Source organism: Gilliamella sp. BG1 (assembly GCF_046635625.1).
GTDB classification, from domain to species: domain Bacteria; phylum Pseudomonadota; class Gammaproteobacteria; order Enterobacterales; family Orbaceae; genus Gilliamella; species Gilliamella bombi.
Genome location: NZ_JBIDFG010000008.1, coordinates 35,856 through 58,566, shown reverse-complemented (window position 1 = coordinate 58,566; position 22,711 = coordinate 35,856). Strand labels below are relative to the sequence as shown.

Here is a 22,711-nt window from a genome sequence, read left to right as displayed (position 1 = left end):
CCTTCCCATTATTGTGATCAGAATTTAATGTTGATGATTGTGTAAATTTTGTTTAGATAATTTATTTTCAGCTAGGGCTAAAAAGAGAATACCTGAAACAATTAATATTGCACCTATTAACTTGAATAATGTAATCGGTTCGTGAAATAACCAGATTGAAACAATCATAACTGTCACAATTTCAAAGTGTGATGCAGCAAAAGCAGGACCTACAGGTGCTTTTTTTAATAATGTCATCCAAGTGAAGAAAGTAAGAATATATCCTACTATTGAAATATAAATCCAAGGATTGGTAAATACTCGGATTAACCATTGAATACTCATTTCTAATGGTTGAGCTTCGATAGCCGTTAATTTAAAACTACATTGCGCAATTGTGTCAAAAAAGAGCAATACAGAAAATCCAATTAAATAAAATCTAGCCATATTAAGACATTCCTACAAAAATGACACCAGCTGTAATTAATAGCATCCCAATTAAGCGATAAATAGTTAGTAATTCTTTAAAAATAATTCGACCAACTAACATAATCGTAATGATATTAAATGAAGCAAGTAATACGCCTTGAGAAAGAGGGACTAAGGTTAAAAAGGCTAACCATAATAAAAATTCAGCAATATAAGATATAACACCAACCCAAATCCACTTATTTTTCGATAAATCTAGCCAGTAGTACCAACCATCGCGATTATTTGGCGCGATGGCTGCAAATTTAAAAGCGACTTGTCCTAGCGTATCAAAACAGATATTACTAATCCAAAGTATAATAACTAATGGTGACATTATGCTTTTATTCCTTCTGCGATATTATCAAAGAACGATGCACACTCTTTGATTACTTCACGGCGTTGGCTGTCAATAGTAATTAAATGATAACTATCATTTAAGACCACTAATTTTGTTGAGCCTGATACTGATTTTTCAACTAATTTGGCATTAGTTTCTATATTGGCGATATCATCATTGCCTGAATGCATAATTAAACAAGGCGAAATTACTTTAGGTAATTGTTTGCGCATCTCTTTTGCCAATAACTGCATTTCGGCAAGTGCAGGAAACGGGTTACCAGCAAGCCCTGCTGATGCCGCATCGCCACTTAACATGCTTTCGGACACTACTGCGCGAATGCGTTCATCTTTAAGCCCATAAGGTGGTTTTTCAATGAAAACCTTTTTTTGAAAAATACCCAATTTTTTAAAATAGACTAATAAGAAGAAAAGTTTTTTTGCCCAAAATGGCATACTCCAACCATCATAACAAAATGTGGGGGCTAAAACGCCAACACCTTTAATTTGTTCAGGTCTATCGGCAGCAAGTTTTAGTGCAAGTAGCGCACCCATTGATAATCCAGCAACAAAAACATTATCTACATGCTGTGCTAAATAATCTGCGCCATCTTGTACGCTTTTATACCAATCTTGCCATGTTGTTTTACACAGATCTTCTTCAGTACCACAATGCCCAGCTAATTGGATTGCATAAACAGTAAATCCAGCTTTATTTAATCCATTAGCTAAAATGCGCATTTCATTAGGGGTACCAGTTAAACCATGAATCAAAAGTACGCCATTTTTGTTACCTGGTAGAAAGTAAGATAAATTTTGAATTGTACTCATTAATATTCCTTTATTTTACCATCATGACAGGGATAACGGCATGTTGTGCCCGTTTTAATGCCGAGGTTACATCTGCGAAACTAGTAATCTTACAATGTTCAATTTTATTTTTTTCACAATAATTAACTAACTTGTCTTTGGCAAAAACGAAATCAACATTATGTGATACGCAATAGTCTGATGTACCGTCACCAACATATAATATTTGCGAAAAGTGCTGTTGTTTTTTTACATGATTACATTTGCAATTGCCACTTTGCTTAATACAGTCCTTGTTTGCGTAAGGAAACTCAAGGCGCCAGCTGCGTGCGTTATTATGCATTAATTTATTAGCAAAAATTGGTAAATGTTCAATACCATGACGTTTTAAAATAAACTCAATGGCATAATCTAAACCGTCGCTGACCACATGAACGGGAATATTGTTCTGTTCGGTATAATGAATAAAAGCTTTAAAATCCATGTCTATTTCAATTTGTGATAAAACTTGATTGAGTTCATCTAAGCTTGCATCCATTAATGCAATTTGTTTACTCATACATTCTTGAGAGCCAATTTTACCGTTAACCCACAATTCTTCAAGCTCATCACAACCATTTTGACCAAAGTGGCTTAGTAAAGTATCGGTGACATCTTTAACACTAATCGTACCATCAAAATCACACAAAACAATTGGCGTGTGATTTTGTGGATAAGATGGATGAAAAAGATGGTTCGCTATTGATGAAAAAGTATTCATTTTGATAAAAAATAGTCTATTTATAGATATTGGCGTAAATTCTCTCATAGAGTTGCTATAAACTTTGTAGCCTCTTTGTATATATTTTGTAACGGGAAAAAAATTATCTGTATAATGAGGTATCTCTAGGTACAAGCTACAGTAATCGAGAACAGATAATGAGTGAACGTATATTAATCATTGAAGATGATCAGCGCTTAGCTAATTTAATTCAAGTTTATCTAATTCGGCAAGGATATCTTGTTGAATGGCATAATAGTGGAGAAGGGGCAGAAGAAAAGATTCAACAACTTAATCCCGATCTAGTTATTTTAGATGTAATGTTACCTGTAAAAACAGGTTTTGATATTTGTCGAGATATTCGTACATGGTTTAGTAATTTTATACTGATCATGACAGCAAGTGAAGATAATATTGATGAAATTGTTGGGCTTGAATTGGGAGCGGATGATTATTTAGCAAAACCAGTTGAACCCAGATTATTACTAGCGCGAATACGAGCTTTATTACGACGGAAACAGATAGAAACCGACAAAGACAATACGAAAGAGTTTGTTTTACCACAGAATAATAAAACTTTAATATTTGATAATCTAGTCATAGACGGTGAAAACCGAAAAGTACTCTTGCACGAGCAAGAAATTGATTTAACCACAGCCGAATTCGATCTGCTATGGTTGCTTGCTTATAATGCGGGAACTATTCTTTCTCGAGATGATATTTTTTCTCAAGTAAGAGGGATCGATTTTGATGGTAGCGATCGTTCTATTGATGCTCGTGTTTCAAGACTTCGTCGTAAATTACTCGATGATCCAGATAATCCGTCTCGCATAAAAACAGTGCGAGGAAAAGGCTACTTATTTATGCGAGAAGGAGAAAATCATTGAGTCAATTATTAGCCAAGCCGCTATTTTTTAATCGCCGTATTGTATTTTATCTAGTTATTTTACTTTTATTGCAAAGTATTATTGCTTATGGGGCTTTATTGGTTTTTGATTCATTACCTTCATCATTAACCGATATGCCAGATGATCATGTTGTATTTCGTGAATCTCAACGAGGTACAGTGAATCTGATTCGTATGCAAATTAAAGAACATAAAGATCGACCCCTTCAAGAAGTGGTTAATGAATTGCAACCTTATTTTGGCTACCCTATCGAAGTGTTACCAATTAACACACCGTTACCTGATACTGTGCTTAATGAGTTAAAAAAACTTGGTTTTTCTTATGATGGTGATAATGAGATTGTTTATATAGATTTAAAAGATGGCAATTTGCTTCAATTAGGCCCGATTGTAATGCGGGATATTTTGGCATCCAATACCATGTCCTTGACCATCTTTCTTGTTATTTGGGCTTTGTTTAGTGCTATTGTTTTTTTTATTTTAATTTATATGGCTTTTAGTGCCGTATGGAAGGATCTAGTTAATATCAGACAAACTGCCGAGCAGTTAGGGCAAGGTAATTTAAAAGCCCGAACCGAAAATGTTAAAGGTTGGTTATTTAAGCCGCTAGCAAATGTTTTAAATAATATGGGAACGCATATTGAACATCTAGTTGGTACCAATCAAACAATCTCTCATGCGATGGCTCATGAATTACGTACACCTCTTGCCCGTATGCGATTTGAACTTAGTATGCTTGAAGAGTCTACCGATGAAAAAGAGAGATTTTTGCTACAAAAAGGCATGAGTGATGATATTAATGAACTTGAGACATTAATCAATGCTAGTTTAAATTACTTTAAAATGCAGCAAAGCAATGTTGAATTAAACTTCACGAGGGTATCATTAAAACAGTGGAGTGAAAAAGTTTGCCAATCCTTAACATTATTTAAACCAAAAGGATTTGAACTAACTTGTAATAGCCAAGATGCATATGCAATGATTGATACTAATTTAGTTGAAACCATAGTTAAAAATTTGTTACTAAATGCTTTTAAGTATGCAGCACATAAAGCAGTTTTGAATATCACAAAACAAGAAAATCGAGTCATTCTTGAAATCGATGATGATGGTGTGGGCATTCCCTTTGATGCACGTGAAAAGATTTTTATGCCTTTTGCAAGACTTGATACGAGCCGAACTCGATCAACTGGAGGTTATGGACTCGGTTTAGCTTATGTAAAACTAATGGCAGAATTTCATAATGGTAAAGCCTTTGTTGTCACTAGCCCACTAGGTGGAGCAAGATTTGTGGTTTCATTGAAATCGGGTGATGAATAAAAATAATTAGTTGTATTTTTAGCGAAAACCGTCAGGTAGAGCTTTTATTTTATTTAATTTTTTATTTTTGTGTTTTTGCTAAAAAGATATGTTTTTTTGTTAAAAATAGCAGGGTTTAATCAAAGACTAATTTTGTCGATGGGAATCGTCTGTTTTCCATTTCAGAAATAAGAAAAATTTGTTATATTCGTTACATAATAAGCAATAATATAGCAAATATTCTCAATTTGTTATTAATAAATATATCACCAGAGGTTTTTTTATGAGCGGTTCATTACCGAGCGAAACAGATAATCGTCCATCTAATTTTATTCGCCAAATTATTGATGCTGATTTAGCAGCAGGAAAGTATAAAACTACGCACACACGTTTTCCTCCAGAGCCTAATGGTTATTTACATATTGGTCATGCTAAATCAATATGTTTAAATTTCGGTATTGCGCAAGATTATAAAGGTAAATGTAATTTACGTTTTGACGATACTAATCCAGCTAAAGAAGATATAGAGTATGTTGACTCGATTAAAGAAGATGTCCGTTGGTTAGGGTTTGAATGGGATGGTGAAATTTGTTACTCATCTGACTATTTCGACCAATTATATGAATATGCTATTGAGCTAATCAATAAAGGACTTGCTTATGTTGACGAGCTTTCAGCTGATGAAATCCGTGAATATCGAGGAACACTTACTCAACCGGGTAAAAATAGCCCTTATCGTGATCGTAGCATCGATGAAAATTTAGCGCTTTTTACCCAAATGAAAGAGGGCAAATTTGCCGAAGGAAAAGCATGTCTGCGTGCTAAAATTGACATGGCATCACCATTTATTGTGATGCGAGATCCAGTATTATATCGTATTAAATTTGCAGAACATCACCAAACAGGTAATAAATGGTGTATTTATCCAATGTACGATTTCACCCACTGTATTTCTGATGCGATCGAAAATATTACCCATTCGCTTTGTACACTTGAATTCCAAGACAATCGCCGTTTATACGACTGGGTATTAGATAATATTACAATCGAGGCACGACCTCATCAGTATGAATTTTCAAGATTAAATCTTGAATATGCGATTACTTCAAAACGTAAATTAAATTTACTTGTTTCAGAAAAAATTGTTGATGGTTGGGATGATCCGCGTATGCCGACTGTTTCAGGTTTACGTCGTCGTGGTTATACACCAGCTTCGATCCGTGAATTTTGCCGTCGAATTGGTGTGACAAAACAAGAAAATACCGTAGAAATGAGTACCCTTGAGTTTTGTATTCGCGAAGATCTTAACGAAAATGCGCCTCGTGCTATGGCGGTGCTTGATCCAGTTAAAGTTGTCATTGAAAACTTCTCGGATACTATTGATGAAGTGCTTAGTATGCCAAATCATCCAAATCGTCCTGAGCTGGGTCATCGAGAAGTCACTTTCACTCGTGAAATCTATATTGATCGTGCGGATTTTCGAGAAGAAGCCAACAAAAATTACAAACGTTTAGTATTAGGTAAAGAAGTGCGATTGCGTAATGCCTATGTGATTCGAGCAAATCGAGTTGAAAAAGATGCCGAAGGTAATATTCAAACGATTTATTGTAGTTATGATCCAGCAACCTTAAATAAAAATCCTGAAGATGGTCGTAAAGTCAAAGGTGTAATTCATTGGGTTTCAGCTAAATTTGCAAAACCAGCCGAAATTCGCCTGTATGATCGTCTATTTAATACGCCAAACCCAGGTGCAGCAGAGGAATTTTTATCAACCATTAATCCTACTTCGTTAGTGATTAAGCAAGGTCTTGTTGAACCTAGTTTACAAAAAGCTCAGGCGGGGAAAGCTTATCAATTTGAACGAGAAGGTTATTTTTGTTTAGATAGCAAGTTTGCAACTGAAGATAAGCTAGTGTTTAACCGAACCGTAGGGTTAAGAGATAGCTGGAACGAAGCGTAATTTAATATGCTACAATTCGCCGGCTTAAGTCGGCGAATGTTTGTTACCACAATGACTTAAGCCAAAATCAAAGCCTTTTATTGTCTCTATCATCTTATCTAATTAAAAATTATCAGTATTTAGATGTGTGGTGCACTCAATGGAGTAAATTTCTATTAAGTGCTTATTTCTAGTCATTTTTATATTTTAGCTTTCATTTTTATGACTTTTTAACTTCGTTAAGTAATTTTAATGCAATAATAATTAATATGATAGCGCCAATAACTAAGCTAACCCAAATTAACCATTTAGGTAAAATTGAATCTCTTGTCGGATCATTATTTGCTTGGGATAATACTTTTTTACCTGCTAGTTTAATATTTTCACCAACAAAGGCTTGTGGCACATCAACTACAGATATTGAATCTGAAAGTAATGCTTTTTCACTTAACGATGCAGACGTTGCTTTTGCTGATCCCCAAGCTAAAATGAAGGGACCATTATTGGCGCTATTAAAAACAACACTCATGCGATTGCGGTAAGCTGTTAGTTGTGGTGCTTCATCAAAGCTTGCGTTGATGGCTTTAATTTTTACTTGTTTAATAATTAATCCAGCACTGATATGTTGGCTATGATCATTGCTATCTATGTTTCGAATAATATAGTCATCAAGTTTATGCCATGTTTTATCTTTGTCATCGGTTTTATAATAGATGCTAGTAGGTAAAACCATACGTGGGTTTTGTAGCTTAATTGATAACTCTCTAACTGGTTGAGGTGATGGTAACTGATAAGTTGCTTCTTGACCATCTGATGATGTTAGTTCGAAGTTAATTGGGAAAAGAGCTAATTTTGGTGTTTCTTTTCTTGAAGTAAATTCAATTTTTTTGACGTTAGGAACTGTGGATTGATCTGACTTTAATAATAAAATCCAATAGCGTGCTTTGTAATTAGTGTTTGTTGGTATATCAATTGTATTTACTCTAAGTGACTGATTACTATTGTTATCAGTCAAAGACATCATTGGAACATTATTGAGTGCAGTTTGCCAATTACTTAAATCTTGGCTATAAAGCAATTTAGCAATTGCTTGCCAATTTTGATTTTCAGCTACATCAAAATCAATGGATAAACGACTTATGGCTTGTTCTAACTTAACATTTTCGGGAATTTGCAATAAATACCTTGCGGTATAGTCACCTTGGCTATTTGCTTTATCGAGATAGATTTGAACATCTTTATTGTTGATATTGATATTATACTGTTCAATCGCCATTTTGCTTTGATCTTCATCTTTGTTTTCATTTAACGCGTAAATAGCCACTGGAAAAGTTTGATTATTATCACTTTGCTGATAAACATTGACTAATGCATAAGGTACAGGCTGACCTTTTTGGTTAAAAATGCGAATATCATCTAATGAACTTGATAATGTTTGTGTATAAACATCATGAGTCAGTTCTATTCTGCTATACATGCTAGTATCGTTGGAGATATCAATCATGGCACCATAGGCATACTGGTTAGTTTTGTCTATCGCTTGGCTAAATCCACTTATTAATAACAGCGAACTCAATAGAAATTTTTTCATAATTTTTTATCCATAATAATCAATGACATTCACGAATTTTTATTTATTGTTATATTAAACTGAATGATATTATCAGAATGATTTCTGAAAACGTCATTGTTAAACTTAAACCTATTTTTTATAGTGTATTTATTCATCAGTATCACCATTTTTTAACTTAGGCGGTAATGGTGCTAAATACCCAATTAACAGCATTAATAACGCAACACCAATAAAGGCAAATGCACGAAGTAATCCATCAAGCTCACGGATATCTACAAATATTAATTTAATAATAACGATCACTTGAATAAATTCACCGCTATACCATATTTTCCGAAGTGAATAACGGTGTCCAATAGTCACCAATATTACTGCAGTTAACATCCAAAGTAATGATGCAGTCATTTGGACAATATTATTGTGCCATAAAGAATTAGCTGTCCAAGATATGTCAAACATTTGGCTTAAGCAGCGTAAAACGATACTGTTTCCCCAGAAAAAGGTTAACACAATTAAAGGCACTAGAACCATATTAGGTAATGGTATTTTAAAGCTTGCAAGATTCATTATCCTGCTATTTAGTTGTAAATGGTTTATTGCAAGTTTTAACCAAACGCTAAACATCATTAAAGCAAAGATTGCACTTTCTTCAAGTGGATTAATGATAGGAACATAATTCCAATAAATGATTTGACCACTCATACCAAGCCCAACTATTAAATAAAATCCTAAATAGATAACAACAGGTAATAAACCTATCATCCAATAAGATTTAATTAATGATATTGTGGTCATAATTTGGCGTTTAATCAGTATATAAAATAGTAGAATAATGCTGCTAGCAATAGTTGCAGTTACACTCCATTTTATTACTTCGTATCCCCATGGTAATTGATTAAGTAAATGAGTAGATTCTCGTGTTATCCAGTATAAAATCATCCAAAATAAACTGATGTGTAACATATCAAATAAACGATAAGTATTTTGTTTATTTATTTTAAAACTACGATTTACAATACTGTTTGTGATAAGTGCCTTTCCAATATGTAAATAATAGTAAGCACTAACAAAGGCTATGATCCAAACCACGCTCCAAATGCCAGAGTTTAATAAATAGTAGGATTCGGCATAGCTTTTAAATAAAGCTAGTAATATCATTAGCCATAAGGTTAACCCAGAATAACAGAGCTGATGCCAATTGATTTTTTTCCCAACGATATACCATAGCCATGAAGAAAAAGTGAAGCATAATAAAATTGGTAATACTTTTGGTGTTGTATTGTCAATATGTAAATAAATACTTGATAAAATCCATATTACCCAAAATATAACAGCAACAGCGATAAACATCGTTTTAAGTAAATTATTTGTATTAATTCTACAACCATAGCAATGCCATAAACAGGCATTCACTAGCAAAATGGCACTTATAATACCAAGTAGTAGTGTAAGCGAGCTCGGATTTAATTGTTCATATTCGAAAGATATACAAGCTGAAACAATACCAAATAATGTAATTGCGACACCTAATAAAGCAGTACGATAATGTTTTTGCGAAAGCATAATCCAACTTAATGCTGTTCCTTCAAATAACCAAATTGTGGCAGTCCAATTGGCACTAAAGGCAAGTGGAATAGCCAACGTACTAAATGATAGACCAATGGCCAAGCCATAAAGCGAGATTTTTTTTGCTGAAGATTTCAACAAGCGCAGAATGAAATAAGAGCCAATAATATAAAACAGACCAAATGCCAATGATGAAAATGCAGGTCCAAATTCCCACTGATTGGTAATAGAATATTGTAATGCAAAACCGGATAACGGTGTGCCAAATAGTAAAATTAAATCAATAGCATTTTGATTATGTTCTTTATTAAAACTTCGAACCGAGAATAAAACAGCTAAAATACCATAAATTAACATATTGGCGATGATAAATATTTGGCATTCAATGTAAAACCCAGGGCGGAAATTACTCATTCCCCATAGTAGAGATATTACAAAGGTGAATAAAAATCCTAATAAATTAAGTATTCGCCAAGACTGCCAGATGCTAACAACTAAAATAGCACTGGAAATCATCAAATAATAACTAAATAAAGCAATATGATTGCCTGAACCATTGGATAGTAAAATCGGTGTCACATAACCGCCGATACAGGCTATAATTGCTAGACTCATAGCTCTTTGCAAAATGGAAAATAAAATGCTTGTTGAGCAAATAATTAACAAAATAGCAAACGTAATTAACATAGGTACAAGTTCGTATAACCTATAGGCGGCAAATATGGTCAGATATAAAATAGCAAAGGCACCGCCTTGTAATATTAAGGCGTAGATTTCTCGTTTATGTCTTAATTTCCAACCGATTCCTAACAAAACAAAACCTAATACTAAGGTTCCTAAGATTCTGATCTCAGGTGAAATATAATCATGTTCAATACTGTATTTAAATAGATAGGTTAGACCTAAAAATAAGATCACAATAGCAATTTTGGCAATTACATTGCCTTTAATTAACCAATTAAAAAAAATAAATAACGGATTGGGTCCAGTATTTGTAACTGGTCTGTATTGTGGGTTAAATGGATCTGCTGTTTGTAATGCAGCTTCATCAAGATTGATTTTTTCTTGTTCTGGAGTTTCTATCGCCAGAGATTCGCTAGCTAATGTTGGTAACTCTTCTTCCTGACTGAATTCTTGATATTGAGAATCGGGTTGTTCTACTGTTACTGAATCAAGTTGCATATTTTCTTGTAACAGGGCGGGTTCATTTTGCTCATTAAGTTGCAAAAGTCCATCGTTTAAATGGTTATTATTAGCTGCACAAGGTAAAGAAATTTCGGTTGGAGGCTCTATTTGAACAGCAATATCCGCTGTTTCTTCAGTAGTATTGCTATTTGAATATTCAAATTGCGAATTAGTATTATCGAGCTCAATATCCTCTTTTTCATCTGAATTTTCTTCTAACTCAGCCGAACTATTTTGTTGATAAAGTTGTTCTTTGAGTGATAAAAGGACCTCTTGTACCTCTGTTAACTGAATTCTTAACCGGACAATTTGATCTTTCAAACTAAAAAGATTAATAAATGCCACTATAATTATTACTACTGCGAAGAAGAAGAAATAAAAAAGAAATTCCATTCTAATTTTTCCTTATATTTTTTATTTCATGATTACTTATTTGTTTTTATAGTTAATTAAAATAATAAGTTAGTATTTTGCTGATGAACAGTAAATCAGTAATTAATCAATAAATCAATATGTTTGAATAAACTATCATTAGAGTAACTTGATAATAATTTGTTTTTTTTATTTAAAATTTTAGTTAATTGAAATTTCTTTGCTAAAATTTAACAGTTAAATGAAATATAAAAGCTTTAGTACTAAATATCTTATAAATGCTTGATTTCACTAAAAACGCTTAAATAAAAATTTAATAAAATCAATGCTTTACCTGAATGATTTTAGAGTAAAAAGCTTTTCCATAACACAGCAAGGTCAATATACCTATCTTATTCCTGTATCAAAATATCCTAATCCTTACACTTAATTTATTTCACTTACCAAAATAGATCCAATTCTTGGTAAAAAATAATTTTCTATCATATTGATTTTGTTTTTCTTTTTTAGTTATTTCTTTTGGTTGAAAAACAGACTTTTTATCTATCTCTTGATTAACTGTATTTAATATAGCCACATCGTGCGCTTTCTTTTATAATATTGTCTTATTTCTTCTCTATTTTTAGCTTAAAAAGAGTAATTTTCATGAAAATTTTAGCTGGTTGCTCGGCCTTATCTGCATTTCGTATTAATAAAATATTATCTACTTGTTGTGAAAAATCTATTCCTGTTATCGATATTGAAGCCCAATATCTGCATTTTGTTGATTTGGTTGGCGAGTTGACGGCTGAACAACAGTTAACGTTAGATAAATTATTACAATACGGTCCAAAAAATGCACAAATCAATGTTAAACAAACGGCTAGTAAGCAACTCTTTTTAGTGGCGCCAAGAGTGGGAACGATTTCGCCTTGGTCATCAAAAGCAACTGATATTGTACATAATTGCGGTTTATCACAGATTCGCCGTATCGAGAGGGGGATTGCTTATTATGTGCAAGTAAGTTCAGAATTAACCGATTGGCAAAAAAACGATTTTATAGCATTAATTCATGATCGCATGATGGAAGCGGTCTTTAGCCATGCTGATCAAGCCGAGCAGTTATTTCATGTTGAATCACCTGCACCAGTTACAACCATTGATTTATTAGGTCAGGGGCGTGCGGCATTAGATGAGGCTAATCTTAAATTAGGTTTGGCGTTAGCATCTGATGAGATTGATTATTTAGTTGAGAACTTTAAAAAACTAAATCGTAATCCTACTGATATTGAGCTTTATATGTTTGCACAAGCCAATTCTGAGCATTGTCGTCACAAGATTTTTAATGCCGATTGGGTTATTGATGGGGTAAAGCAGCCTAAATCACTGTTTAAGATGATCAAAAATACTTTTGAACACACTCCTGATTATGTTTCGTCCGCTTATAAAGATAATGCCGCAGTGATGGATGGTTCAATCGTTGGGCGCTTTTTTGCGGATAATGAGAATAAAACCTACTGCTATCATCAAGAATATGCAGATATTTTAATGAAAGTTGAAACACATAATCATCCAACAGCTATATCACCTTGGCCGGGTGCGGCAACGGGCAGTGGAGGTGAGATTCGTGATGAAGGGGCAACTGGTCGAGGTGCTAAACCTAAAGCCGGTTTAGTAGGGTTTTCAGTTTCTAATTTACGTATTCCTAATTTTGAACAACCTTGGGAGCAAAATTTTGGTAAGCCTGATCGCATTGTGAGCGCCTTTGATATTATGATGGATGGCCCTTTAGGTGGTGCGGCGTTTAATAATGAATTTGGTCGTCCGGCTTTGTTAGGGTATTTCCGTACTTATGAAGAAAAGGTTAACAGCCATAATGGCGAGGAGCTTCGAGGTTATCATAAACCGATTATGTTAGCTGGTGGTATGGGTAATATTCGCCGTGAACATATCCAAAAAGGTGAGTTTCCAGCGGGCTCTAAACTGATTGTGTTAGGTGGCCCTGCTATGAATATTGGCTTAGGTGGTGGTGCGGCTTCGTCTATGGCGTCGGGTCAGTCCGATGCTGATTTGGATTTTGCTTCTGTTCAGCGTGATAATCCTGAAATGGAGCGCCGTTGTCAGGAAGTTATCGATCGCTGTTGGCAGCTTGGTGAAGATAATCCTATCTTATTTATTCATGATGTTGGTGCTGGAGGTTTGTCTAATGCAATGCCTGAACTTGTTAGCGATGGTGGGTGTGGCGGTCAGTTTGAGCTTCGTAAAATACTTAGCGATGAACCAGGTATGTCACCACTAGAAGTTTGGTGTAATGAATCGCAAGAGCGCTATGTGCTTGCGATTCATCCCGATAAATTGGCATTATTTGCTGAACTTTGTCAGCGTGAGCGTGCACCTTATGCGGTGATTGGTCAGGCAACCGTCAATAAGGCGGTTATCTTGCATGATGAGCATTTTAATAATCATCCCATCGATTTGCCATTAGATGTGCTACTTGGTAAAACGCCTAAAATGCAACGTGATGTTAAAACTCACCAAGCACATGGTGATAATTTCTCAACGTCTGAAATTAATTTATATGATGCGGTCAAACGTGTTCTACATTTGCCAACCGTTGCCGAAAAGACCTTTTTAATTACCATTGGCGATCGTTCAGTGACGGGTATGGTTGCTCGTGATCAAATGATCGGTCCTTGGCAAGTGCCGGTTGCTGATTGTGCTGTGACTACTGCAAGTTTGGATAGTTATTATGGTGAGGCTATGTCAATCGGCGAGCGTGCGCCCGTTGCGTTACTTAATTTTGCCGCATCAGCAAGGCTTGCAGTTGGTGAGGCAATTACGAATATTGCCGCAACCAATATTGGTGATATCAAACGGATTAAGCTTTCGGCTAACTGGATGGCAGCAGCAGGACATCCGGGTGAAGATGCAGGTCTTTACCAAGCCGTTAAGGCAGTTGGTGAAGAGTTATGCCCTGCTTTAGGGCTAGCCATTCCAGTTGGTAAAGATTCAATGTCGATGAAAACCACTTGGCAACAAGAGGGTGAGCAAAAGACCATGACTTCGCCGTTGTCGTTGGTGATTTCGGCATTTGCGCGTGTTGAAGATGTGCGTAAAACCGTAACACCTCAATTGCGTACCGATCAGGATAATACGTTGTTACTGGTTGATTTATCTAAAGGCCACCAAGCGTTAGGGGCAACTGCACTTGCGCAAGTGTATCGTCATTTAGGGCAAAAAACCGCAGATGTCCATGATCCTAAAGAACTGCTTGCTTTTTATAATGCGATTCAGGCTTTAGTAAGCCAAAATGCTTTGCTTGCTTATCATGATCGTTCTGATGGTGGACTGTTTGTGACATTGGCTGAAATGGCTTTTGCTGGACATTGTGGTGTTGATGTAGATATTGCCTCGTTAGGCCATGATGTGATTGCTTCGTTATTTAATGAAGAATTAGGTGCGGTTATTCAAGTAGCTAATAATCGTTTAGATGATGTGATGGTTTGCTTTAAGAAGTTTGGCTTATCTCATGCAGTTCATGTTCTTGGTAGTGCTAAAACTGGTCAACAAATTATTGTACGTGATAACTCGGCTACGGTATACAGTGAATCACGCTTAACCTTGAGAACATGGTGGGCGCAAACGACATGGCAAATGCAACGTTTACGTGATAATCCTCAATGTGCAGATCAAGAACATCAAGCTAAACAAAATGAAGATGATCCAGGATTAAATGTGCACTTAACTTTTGATCTGCAAGCCGATATTGCAGCACCTTATATTGCTAAAGGAATAAGACCAAAAGTCGCTATTTTACGTGAGCAAGGCGTTAATTCACACGTTGAAATGGCGGCAGCATTTGATAGAGCTGGCTTTGAAGCAATCGATGTACATATGACAGATTTACTTTCTGGTCGAATTACACTTAGTCAATTTAGTACACTGGTTGCTTGTGGTGGTTTCTCTTACGGTGATGTTTTAGGAGCAGGTGAAGGTTGGGCTAAATCTATTTTATTTAATGAAAAAGTGCGTGATGAATTTGAACAATTCTTCCATCGCAAAGATACTTTATCGTTAGGGGTTTGTAACGGTTGTCAGATGATGTCGAATCTTAAGGATCTAATTCCGGGAGCGGATTTGTGGCCTCGTTTTGTTCGTAATTTGTCAGAACGTTTTGAAGCTCGTTTTAGTTTAGTGCAAATTCAATCAAGCCCGTCGTTGCTATTTACTGATATGGCTGGTTCGCATATGCCAATTGCTGTTTCACACGGGGAAGGACGTGTTGAAGTTGGTGATGATGTTCATTTAAGCCGTTTAGAAGCATCCGGATTAGTTGCCGTACGTTATATTGACCATTTTGGCAAAGTAACGCAGCAATACCCTGCTAATCCAAATGGTTCGCCAAACGGTATTACTGCAGTGACATCTCAAGATGGACGGGCAACTATTATGATGCCACATCCAGAACGGGTATTTAGAACGGTAACTAATTCATGGCATCCTGATAACTGGGGTGAAGATAGCCCTTGGATGAGAATATTCCGTAATGCTCGTAAGCAATTAGGTTAAATAAAACAAAGATCGCCGATAATGGTGTCGGCGATATGTTTATTTATTGAGTAGTTTAAGTAGTAACTGAGTGCTTTTGTCTTTCGATAAGTGGCTGCGCTAAAATGTAATCCATTTTTCGTAATAGTGCGTCTGTTTCTTCCCAGTTAATACATGCGTCAGTCACAGATACGCCATATTTAAAGTTTTCTGGTGGTTGCTCGGAAGGCTGATTTCCTTCAAATAAGTTACTTTCAATCATTACACCAATAATCGAATTATTGCCTTTTTCTATTTGCTCGATAATGGAATTAGCAACAATAGGTTGATTTCGATAATCTTTATTTGAATTTGCATGGCTACAGTCAACCATTAAGTTAGGTAACAATCCTGCCTTTTTCATTTGTGTTTCGCACAATGCAACATTTTCAGCATCATAATTTGGTGTTTTACCGCCACGCAAAATAACATGGCCGTGTGGATTGCCTGTTGTTTGTAAAACCGTTACTTGTCCTTTTTGGTTAATTCCTACAAAACGATGAGGCATAGAGGCTGATTTCATCGCATTAATTGCAACATCTAAACTGCCATCAGTTCCATTTTTAAAACCAACAGGCATTGATAGGCCAGATGCCATTTCTCGATGCGTTTGTGATTCAGTAGTTCTTGCCCCGATTGCAGACCAACTAATTAAATCGCCAATGTATTGTGGTGTGTTGGGATCTAGTGCTTCAGTTGCAATAGGCAAGCCAATTTGAGTAATATCAAGCAGTAATTTACGGGCTTTTTTTAGTCCATGCTCAATATCAAATGAGCTATCCATGTGAGGATCGTTAATCATACCTTTCCAACCAACAGTGGTTCTTGGTTTTTCAAAATAAACACGCATGACAATAAATAAGTGATCCTTAACTTCGTCCGATAGTCTTTTTAATTTATGCGCATACTCAATTGCTGCAACAGGATCATGAATAGAGCAAGGACCACATACAATAAGCAAGCGGTGATCACGTCGCTCTAAAATATCCACAACAGTTTGGCGTGATAAGGCAATTTGGTTTTCTAAATCATGAGAAAGAGGGTAAAGCTGTTTGATTTCTTCTGGTGTGATTAACATATGTTCGTCTCGGATTCGAACATTATTTAAAGCATCTTTTAACATTTTATTTTCCTTGTTAAAATCATTTATATTTTTAAATGTAAAATAATAATTACATATACGGTTATTATGTAAACACAAAATTACACAATAGTAAATGAAATTTTTATTATTTATTCAATTATAATTTTTTTATGATTGTTAGTTAATTATGAATTTGGTTTAAAAAGTAAGTGTGATGACAATTCAAGTAAATGTTGTAATAAAATGTTTACATTTTATGGCTGTTTTTTGATGGCTATTTTATGTTGTCAACGCATAATATTCTGCTGATGATAAGGCGTTATTTGGGCTATGTATATTTATTGGAATATTTAATGATTACTTTGATATTAAGTGACATAGCTGAAAAATATTTACGCTCTGCTACTTTACCGGCTAACTTAGCCGCATGATTATATATTTTTAGGCGATGTATTAGAACAAGCCAATTTTGTTGTTACCATTCTCCCATTAACCCAAAAAACTATTCAACTATTCACAAAAGAAAAATTAGCTTTAATGAAGCCTTCGGCAATACTTATTAATGATGCCTGTGAAAAATTGTTGATCAACAAGCACCGCTTGAAGTACTAAAAATAAAACGAGCAAAGCCACAGGACTTGATGCGTTTGAAGTTGAGCTACTACCTATCAATTCCCCTTTTACGACAAACATTTAAAATGTTTTATTATCACCTCAAGTCGGCTCTACAACGGCTGAAATGCGATATGTGAAGGCAAAAATATGCTGTTGATAATGTGCAGCATTAAAAGATGAAAAATTTGCTGATAGCTAGACCAACCTTGAAGCTGACTAACTTGTATTCCATTTTAAATTCACCTATAATGCCCTAATATTGTTTTTAGTTACAATTCACAATTGGGGCTGATTCTGGATTCGACGGGATTTGCGAAACCCAAGGTGCATGCCGAGGTGCGGTAGGCCTCGTAAATAAACCGCAAAAAAATAGTCGCAAACGACGAAAACTACGCACTAGCAGCTTAATAACCTGTATAGAGCCTTCTCTCCCTAGCCTCCGCTCGTAGGACGGGGATAAAGAGGAGTCAAACCCAAACGAGATCGTGTGGAAGCCTTGCTTGGGGTGGAAGCATTAAACCTAATCAAGCTAGTCTATCAGTAGCGTGTTTGTTCGCAGCGGGTAGATGAAATTCAAAAACAAACTACGCATGTAGTACCGAGGATGTAGAGATTTCGGACGCGGGTTCAACTCCCGCCAGCTCCACCACCATACTGTTCATTAAAATTCACCAACCATCATTAATTCACTATAATCCAAATGTTTTATAGTGTTTTTATGTCAATAAGTATTATGTTAATTCAGTGACAATCAATAGTTTTAGTTATATAATTAGTTATACGCTAAAAACACAACATCAACGTATAACTATAAATATATAACTATGCCACGTATAACTACACCACTCACAGATACTAAAATCAGAACAGCCAAGCCGTTAGAAAAAGATTACACTTTATCTGATGGGAATGGTTTGTATTTACTCGTTAAGTCAATAGGTACAAAGATTTGGCGTTTTAATTATTACCATCCCACATCTAAAGTAAGAACTCTTGTGAGTTTTGGATCATACCCTGAGATTAGTTTAGCTGATGCTAGGCTAAAAAGAGATGAAGCAAGACAACTTCTTGCCAAAGGAATAGATCCTCAACAATATAAAAAAGATCAACTAAAACTACTTAGAGATGAACAGAACAATACTTTTGAAAAGGTTGCCACTGATTGGTTTAAATTAAAATCTTCATCTAATTTAAAAGCTGATACATTAAAAGATATTTGGCGTTCTTTAGAATTACATGTACTACCTTATATAGGTAGTATTGCTATCACTGAAATTAAAGCAAGAGACTTTATAAATGCTCTTGAACCAATTAAACAACAAGGAAAGCTAGAATCTATTCGACGAATATGCCAACGAATTAATGAGGTTATGTATTATGCGGTTAATGTTGGTTTGATAGATGCTAATCCAGCATCCAAAATCACAGCAGCATTTGCTAATCCTGTTGTAAAAAATATGCCAGCACTACGACCTGAACAATTGCCTGAATTGTTAAGTGCATTGAGTACCGCAAATATAGAAAAGCAGACTTGGTGCTTATTATTTTGGCAACTTTATACAATGACGAGACCAACGGAAGCAACAGGAACAAAATGGTGTGAAATTGATCTCAACAATAATTGTTGGATTATACCAGCTGAAAGAATGAAAATGGGGCGAGAACATATAATTCCTTTATCCTCTCAAGCAATTGATATCTTGCAAATCATGAAACCCATTAGTGGGCATCGCGAATATGTTTTCCCTAGTATGAAATCACCTCATAATAAACCAATGAACAGTCAGACTGTTAATGCTGTAATTAAACGGATAGGTTTTGCTGGTCGATTAGTTGCTCATGGATTTCGTTCTATTGCATCTACAGCACTTAATGAGAATGGTTTTCCTCCTGATGTAATAGAAGCGGCTCTTGCTCATGTTGATAAAAATGAGGTTCGCCGAGCTTATAATCGAGCCGTTTACCTTGAACAAAGAATTGAAATGATGCAATGGTGGGGAAATTTTGTCGAGCAGTCAAAATCAAGTTATAAACCATTAAGTATGGTAGTTTAGCGATGTTGTTCAATTTTGTTCTATTATGATTACTAGTTTAGCTATTAGGACTAAAAGAATACACGATTTGAGTGAATCATAGTGTATTGTTTCAATACACGCTACTGAATTATTTTTAGGTTAAAGCTAGTTAATAAACTTATGTTTCTAGTTTTTCCTGATAAATAATTTTTAATAGAAACAAATTCTTCATCATGTAATACCCAAGCGGCAGCCAAAAGACTAAATCCAAACCCTACTATTATTGTGCCGGTTTGTCGTTTGGAATAGCTTGTCTTTCTTTCATATTTGTTTCTGCTTAATACCGACGATAAAATAAATGCAATAATTATGAATACAACAAATACAAATGGAATAAACATTTTTGTATACAGTTCCAATAAAAAATTTAGTATGTTACCGTTGTTGTATAAAAGGTAACTTTAATTATTGCAATTAAAAAAGTAATAAAGATTATGCTAAAAACCCAATAACTTATGTTGAGAGAAGAATTTACCCAACGCATGATAATAAACACAATAAGCAGTATAAAAATAGAAGCGAAAACAAATACAATGTCAGTGTAGTTTGTAAAAACGGTTATCTCACGTCTGTTACTCTTGAAGGAACCATAAATAGCTATCGCTAAAGCGGTAGCTAATATTTCCCAGAACAGATAACTAGATTCACTTTCCAATGTTATAGGTTTTTGTTGAATTGTAGCAAAACATGGGATTGGAATAATAAGCAGAATTAAAACAACGCTCATTATTAATTGAGTATTTTAATAGTTTATTAGTCAGTTTTTACTAAAACTGTTCATAGGTTTTATTTTGCATTTTTTGTATCAACATTTTAGGAGCACTAAAATCGACCGCTAGAGTAAAACTTCCATCCTCGTAAGACTGTATGATTATTTCTGCTTGACGAGTATTTAATGGACTTTTTTGTAGTAAATCAATATATGAATTAGCCGTTTTAAGCGTTTGTTGTAGTGATTCGTTGTTAATGTTAATAATATTCAATGAAGATGAGCTATCGAAACTTTCCATCATAAAATCTTCAACTATTTTTTGGCATACAATATTACCTTTAGTCTTAACAATATAAAAAAGGTCAATATTTTTGTCATCATTTGCTATATAAACAGCTGAAAAGTTTTTTCCTAATGCCGACATTAGTGAAGTAAATTTATTAGCATTCTCATCGAATTTTGTTTCTAAGTATACTGATTCCAATTTTTCATCACTATCAAAAGTTAATAACATGTCCCATTCGAAATCTAAAAATTTTTGGTTATAACCATATAATTCAGAATTATTTTGAGGATTTGATTCAAGTTGATATTTATTTAATACGTCATTTTTACTCATGCCATAATTCAACTCTTTGTATAATTGAATTTTTTGTTGCGATGCAACTGCAATATTTATAAAAGAGAATAAAAAAATAACTAAAAACAGAGTGCGTTTTTTCATGATGTGTTCTCGTCGTTAACGAATAAAAGCACCCCCAAATTTTATTTTTAGAGGGACTTTTCAAAGTGTATTATTATGAAATTAAAATAAAAATTCTAGTTATTGTAATGAAAGCAACAAAACCCAACGAAATATTTTTCCACAATTTTTTATCTGTTACTTTTACATTGTGAATTGCAAACAAGGTAATACCTGACCAAAAAATTATCATTAAATTTGTTATTAATCCATTTTTACTTGTGGGAAAAATGGAATCTGCAATAGTTATAAAAGCAACAGGAAGAAACCAATATAGCCAAAAAGTTTTGGTCAATCCATATTCTCCTTGTATGAATTTTTTATGAGCTTCTTTACTTTTGTCTTGTTGTGATTTTATTTTTTGTAGAATGGACATTTGACAATTCCTTATAAAACTTTATTAATCGATTAATTGGACATAAAATATTTTTTGTTGTTTATCTTGCCAAGTAATAGAATATTTAAACGAGCCTGACTTCATTAAAGTTGCTTCTTGTAAATATGCCTGACATAGATACTGTTTATTATCATTATCAGTACGGAGTGTTTTTTGATTAACAATAGTCGGCTTTTTAAAACCTTCTCTTGTGTAAATTTCTTTTAATATATTTTCTGCATCCTTACTATCACATTTTGGTGGCATTTCATCTCCACAACCAGTTAATAAAAAACAGCCTAATAACGTAAATAAATATTTTTTCATCATTTCTCCTGAATCAAATAACATTTTTAATATAATCAATCCATTTCTGGTCATTTTTTGTTCTTTTTTACTACATACTGCGTCCAAAAAAGTGAACTCTAGGTTAAAATTAATGCCACGATAATGTATCCTTTATCAAGGGCTGAATTGTATATATCGTTACTCCTACAAAATTCACTAAAAAATAAGAAATACATAATGTTTTTTCTATAAAAGGGCTATATTGCCCTTTTCTTTGCTAAAATGAATAACGAACACCAATTGTTAAATCAGTTGTGCTAAGTTTTAATGATGAATTTGAGCTATTATCATTAGTTGATACACTTACTTTTCCTCCGTAAGTATATCGAGCCTGTAAATCTGTAGACCAATTGTCCGTTATTTTATAAGAAGCCCCAATACCTGCAGAGTAGGCAAAGCGAGTTTTGCTTTTGGAATCAGTATCGGCATCCTCGTTGTCTCCGCCTTTTACCAGTCCTGTTCGTTCATATTTCAAAAATGCAGTACCAACACCTAGTGATGCATAAGGTGTGAAATCAGTTCCTGTATCAATATCATAATAGGTATTTAACATTAATGTATTCATACGTGTTTTTATGCGTAAATAGTAATTAGCAGTTTGCGCATCTCCATCGTCATCGATATATGACACATTTCGCAAATTGGTATTTTTATTTAAATTACCACGTTTAGTAAACATCAATTCAGTGCGAATAGGGATACTAAATTGAGGTTTAAAGTTATATCCAATTCCTACACCACCACTAAGAACTGTCTTATTTTGAGATCCAAATCTCAAATGACTAGAATTTATATCGTCCTCATTAAAGTGATGCTCTATACTTTTTGCTTTTAGCCAACTTGCACCTATTTGGCCATTAATGTAAAGGCCTGATGTTTCTGCATAAGAAAAGCTACTTATACTTGTTAAAAAAGCTATTGTAATAAACGATTTCTTCATTTTTATTCCTTATTTTGCCTAAATTGACTTTTAAAAGTATAAATTAAAAATATAAA

Annotated in this window: 18 protein-coding genes and 1 other RNA gene; 7 read left to right on the top strand and 12 right to left on the bottom strand. The window is 34.3% G+C overall.

The window, feature by feature from the left end; all coding sequences use genetic code 11:
- Positions 1-24: 24 nt before the first annotated feature.
- Genes ACGH80_RS05430 through ACGH80_RS05415 form a run of 4 tightly spaced genes read right to left on the bottom strand, consistent with a single transcriptional unit; the run spans position 25 to position 2,404 of the window.
- A complete protein-coding gene (locus ACGH80_RS05430; RefSeq protein WP_034914280.1) occupies positions 25-426 on the bottom strand; it encodes a DMT family transporter in 402 nt (133 codons plus the stop codon).
- 1 nt (position 427) lies between these two features.
- On the bottom strand, positions 428-784 hold the full coding sequence (locus ACGH80_RS05425; protein WP_034914277.1) for an EamA family transporter: 357 nt from the start codon (positions 782-784) through the stop codon (positions 428-430).
- Positions 784-1,617 carry an alpha/beta hydrolase gene (locus ACGH80_RS05420; RefSeq protein ID WP_034914274.1) on the bottom strand — a complete coding sequence of 278 codons (834 nt, stop codon included), beginning with the start codon at positions 1,615-1,617 and terminating at the stop codon, positions 784-786. The genes ACGH80_RS05425 and ACGH80_RS05420 overlap by 1 nt, the downstream gene beginning before the upstream one ends.
- Before the next feature lie 10 nt (positions 1,618-1,627).
- Positions 1,628-2,404 carry an MtnX-like HAD-IB family phosphatase gene (locus ACGH80_RS05415; RefSeq protein WP_202983973.1) on the bottom strand — a complete coding sequence of 259 codons (777 nt, stop codon included), beginning with the start codon at positions 2,402-2,404 and terminating at the stop codon, positions 1,628-1,630.
- A 110-nt stretch (positions 2,405-2,514) separates the two neighbouring features.
- On the opposite strand from ACGH80_RS05415, the gene ACGH80_RS05410 reads away from it, so the two are divergent.
- The 3 genes from ACGH80_RS05410 to glnS all read left to right on the top strand — a co-directional run bounded on the left by ACGH80_RS05410 (position 2,515) and on the right by glnS (position 6,522).
- Positions 2,515-3,243, top strand: coding sequence for a winged helix-turn-helix domain-containing protein (locus ACGH80_RS05410; protein WP_034914270.1), 729 nt, complete (start codon positions 2,515-2,517; stop codon positions 3,241-3,243).
- Positions 3,240-4,583, top strand: coding sequence for an ATP-binding protein (locus ACGH80_RS05405; protein WP_174799347.1), 1,344 nt, complete (start codon positions 3,240-3,242; stop codon positions 4,581-4,583). Before ACGH80_RS05410 ends, ACGH80_RS05405 begins: the two co-directional genes overlap by 4 nt.
- Before the next feature lie 262 nt (positions 4,584-4,845).
- Positions 4,846-6,522 carry a glutamine--tRNA ligase gene (glnS, locus tag ACGH80_RS05400; protein ID WP_296318183.1) on the top strand — a complete coding sequence of 559 codons (1,677 nt, stop codon included), beginning with the start codon at positions 4,846-4,848 and terminating at the stop codon, positions 6,520-6,522.
- A 199-nt stretch (positions 6,523-6,721) separates the two neighbouring features.
- Here the strand turns inward: glnS and ACGH80_RS05395 are convergent, their stop codons facing one another.
- Both ACGH80_RS05395 and ACGH80_RS05390 read right to left on the bottom strand, forming a co-directional pair.
- Entirely contained in the window at positions 6,722-8,092 is a 1,371-nt protein-coding gene (locus ACGH80_RS05395; RefSeq protein ID WP_174799349.1) for a DUF3999 family protein, read from the bottom strand.
- Between the two features lie 129 nt (positions 8,093-8,221).
- On the bottom strand, positions 8,222-11,218 hold the full coding sequence (locus ACGH80_RS05390; protein ID WP_411630660.1) for a DUF2339 domain-containing protein: 2,997 nt from the start codon (positions 11,216-11,218) through the stop codon (positions 8,222-8,224).
- A gap of 624 nt (positions 11,219-11,842) precedes the next feature.
- Between ACGH80_RS05390 and purL the strand changes: the two genes are divergently transcribed.
- The gene (gene purL, locus ACGH80_RS05385) at positions 11,843-15,745 is read left to right on the top strand and encodes a phosphoribosylformylglycinamidine synthase (protein ID WP_411630659.1); all 3,903 of its coding nucleotides are present in this window, start codon (positions 11,843-11,845) and stop codon (positions 15,743-15,745) included.
- Positions 15,746-15,800: 55 nt separating this feature from the next.
- On the opposite strand, the gene ACGH80_RS05380 is transcribed toward purL, so the two are convergent.
- The gene (locus ACGH80_RS05380; protein WP_296318186.1) at positions 15,801-16,886 is read right to left on the bottom strand and encodes a 3-deoxy-7-phosphoheptulonate synthase; all 1,086 of its coding nucleotides are present in this window, start codon (positions 16,884-16,886) and stop codon (positions 15,801-15,803) included.
- A 396-nt stretch (positions 16,887-17,282) separates the two neighbouring features.
- Here ACGH80_RS05380 and ACGH80_RS05375 point away from each other — a divergent pair, with 396 nt between their 5' ends.
- The 3 genes from ACGH80_RS05375 (at position 17,283) to ACGH80_RS05365 (ending at position 19,516) form a co-directional block, all read left to right on the top strand.
- The gene (locus ACGH80_RS05375; protein ID WP_411630675.1) at positions 17,283-17,459 is read left to right on the top strand and encodes an NAD(P)-dependent oxidoreductase; all 177 of its coding nucleotides are present in this window, start codon (positions 17,283-17,285) and stop codon (positions 17,457-17,459) included.
- 287 nt (positions 17,460-17,746) lie between these two features.
- Positions 17,747-18,111, top strand: a transfer-messenger RNA (tmRNA) gene (ssrA, locus tag ACGH80_RS05370).
- A gap of 175 nt (positions 18,112-18,286) precedes the next feature.
- Positions 18,287-19,516, top strand: a complete 1,230-nt coding sequence (locus tag ACGH80_RS05365; protein ID WP_411630658.1) for an integrase domain-containing protein — start codon at positions 18,287-18,289, stop codon at positions 19,514-19,516.
- A gap of 101 nt (positions 19,517-19,617) precedes the next feature.
- Here the strand turns inward: ACGH80_RS05365 and ACGH80_RS05360 are convergent, their stop codons facing one another.
- The 5 genes from ACGH80_RS05360 to ACGH80_RS05340 all read right to left on the bottom strand — a co-directional run bounded on the left by ACGH80_RS05360 (position 19,618) and on the right by ACGH80_RS05340 (position 22,655).
- Positions 19,618-19,878: a hypothetical protein gene (locus tag ACGH80_RS05360; protein WP_411630657.1), complete on the bottom strand. Its 261-nt coding sequence runs from the start codon at positions 19,876-19,878 to the stop codon at positions 19,618-19,620.
- 426 nt (positions 19,879-20,304) lie between these two features.
- Positions 20,305-20,973, bottom strand: coding sequence for a hypothetical protein (locus ACGH80_RS05355; RefSeq protein WP_065581680.1), 669 nt, complete (start codon positions 20,971-20,973; stop codon positions 20,305-20,307).
- Between the two features lie 73 nt (positions 20,974-21,046).
- A complete protein-coding gene (locus ACGH80_RS05350; RefSeq protein ID WP_411630656.1) occupies positions 21,047-21,367 on the bottom strand; it encodes a hypothetical protein in 321 nt (106 codons plus the stop codon).
- A 24-nt stretch (positions 21,368-21,391) separates the two neighbouring features.
- Positions 21,392-21,748: a hypothetical protein gene (locus ACGH80_RS05345; RefSeq protein ID WP_411630655.1), complete on the bottom strand. Its 357-nt coding sequence runs from the start codon at positions 21,746-21,748 to the stop codon at positions 21,392-21,394.
- A 184-nt stretch (positions 21,749-21,932) separates the two neighbouring features.
- Positions 21,933-22,655, bottom strand: coding sequence for an outer membrane protein (locus ACGH80_RS05340; RefSeq protein ID WP_411630654.1), 723 nt, complete (start codon positions 22,653-22,655; stop codon positions 21,933-21,935).
- Positions 22,656-22,711 lie beyond the last annotated feature (56 nt).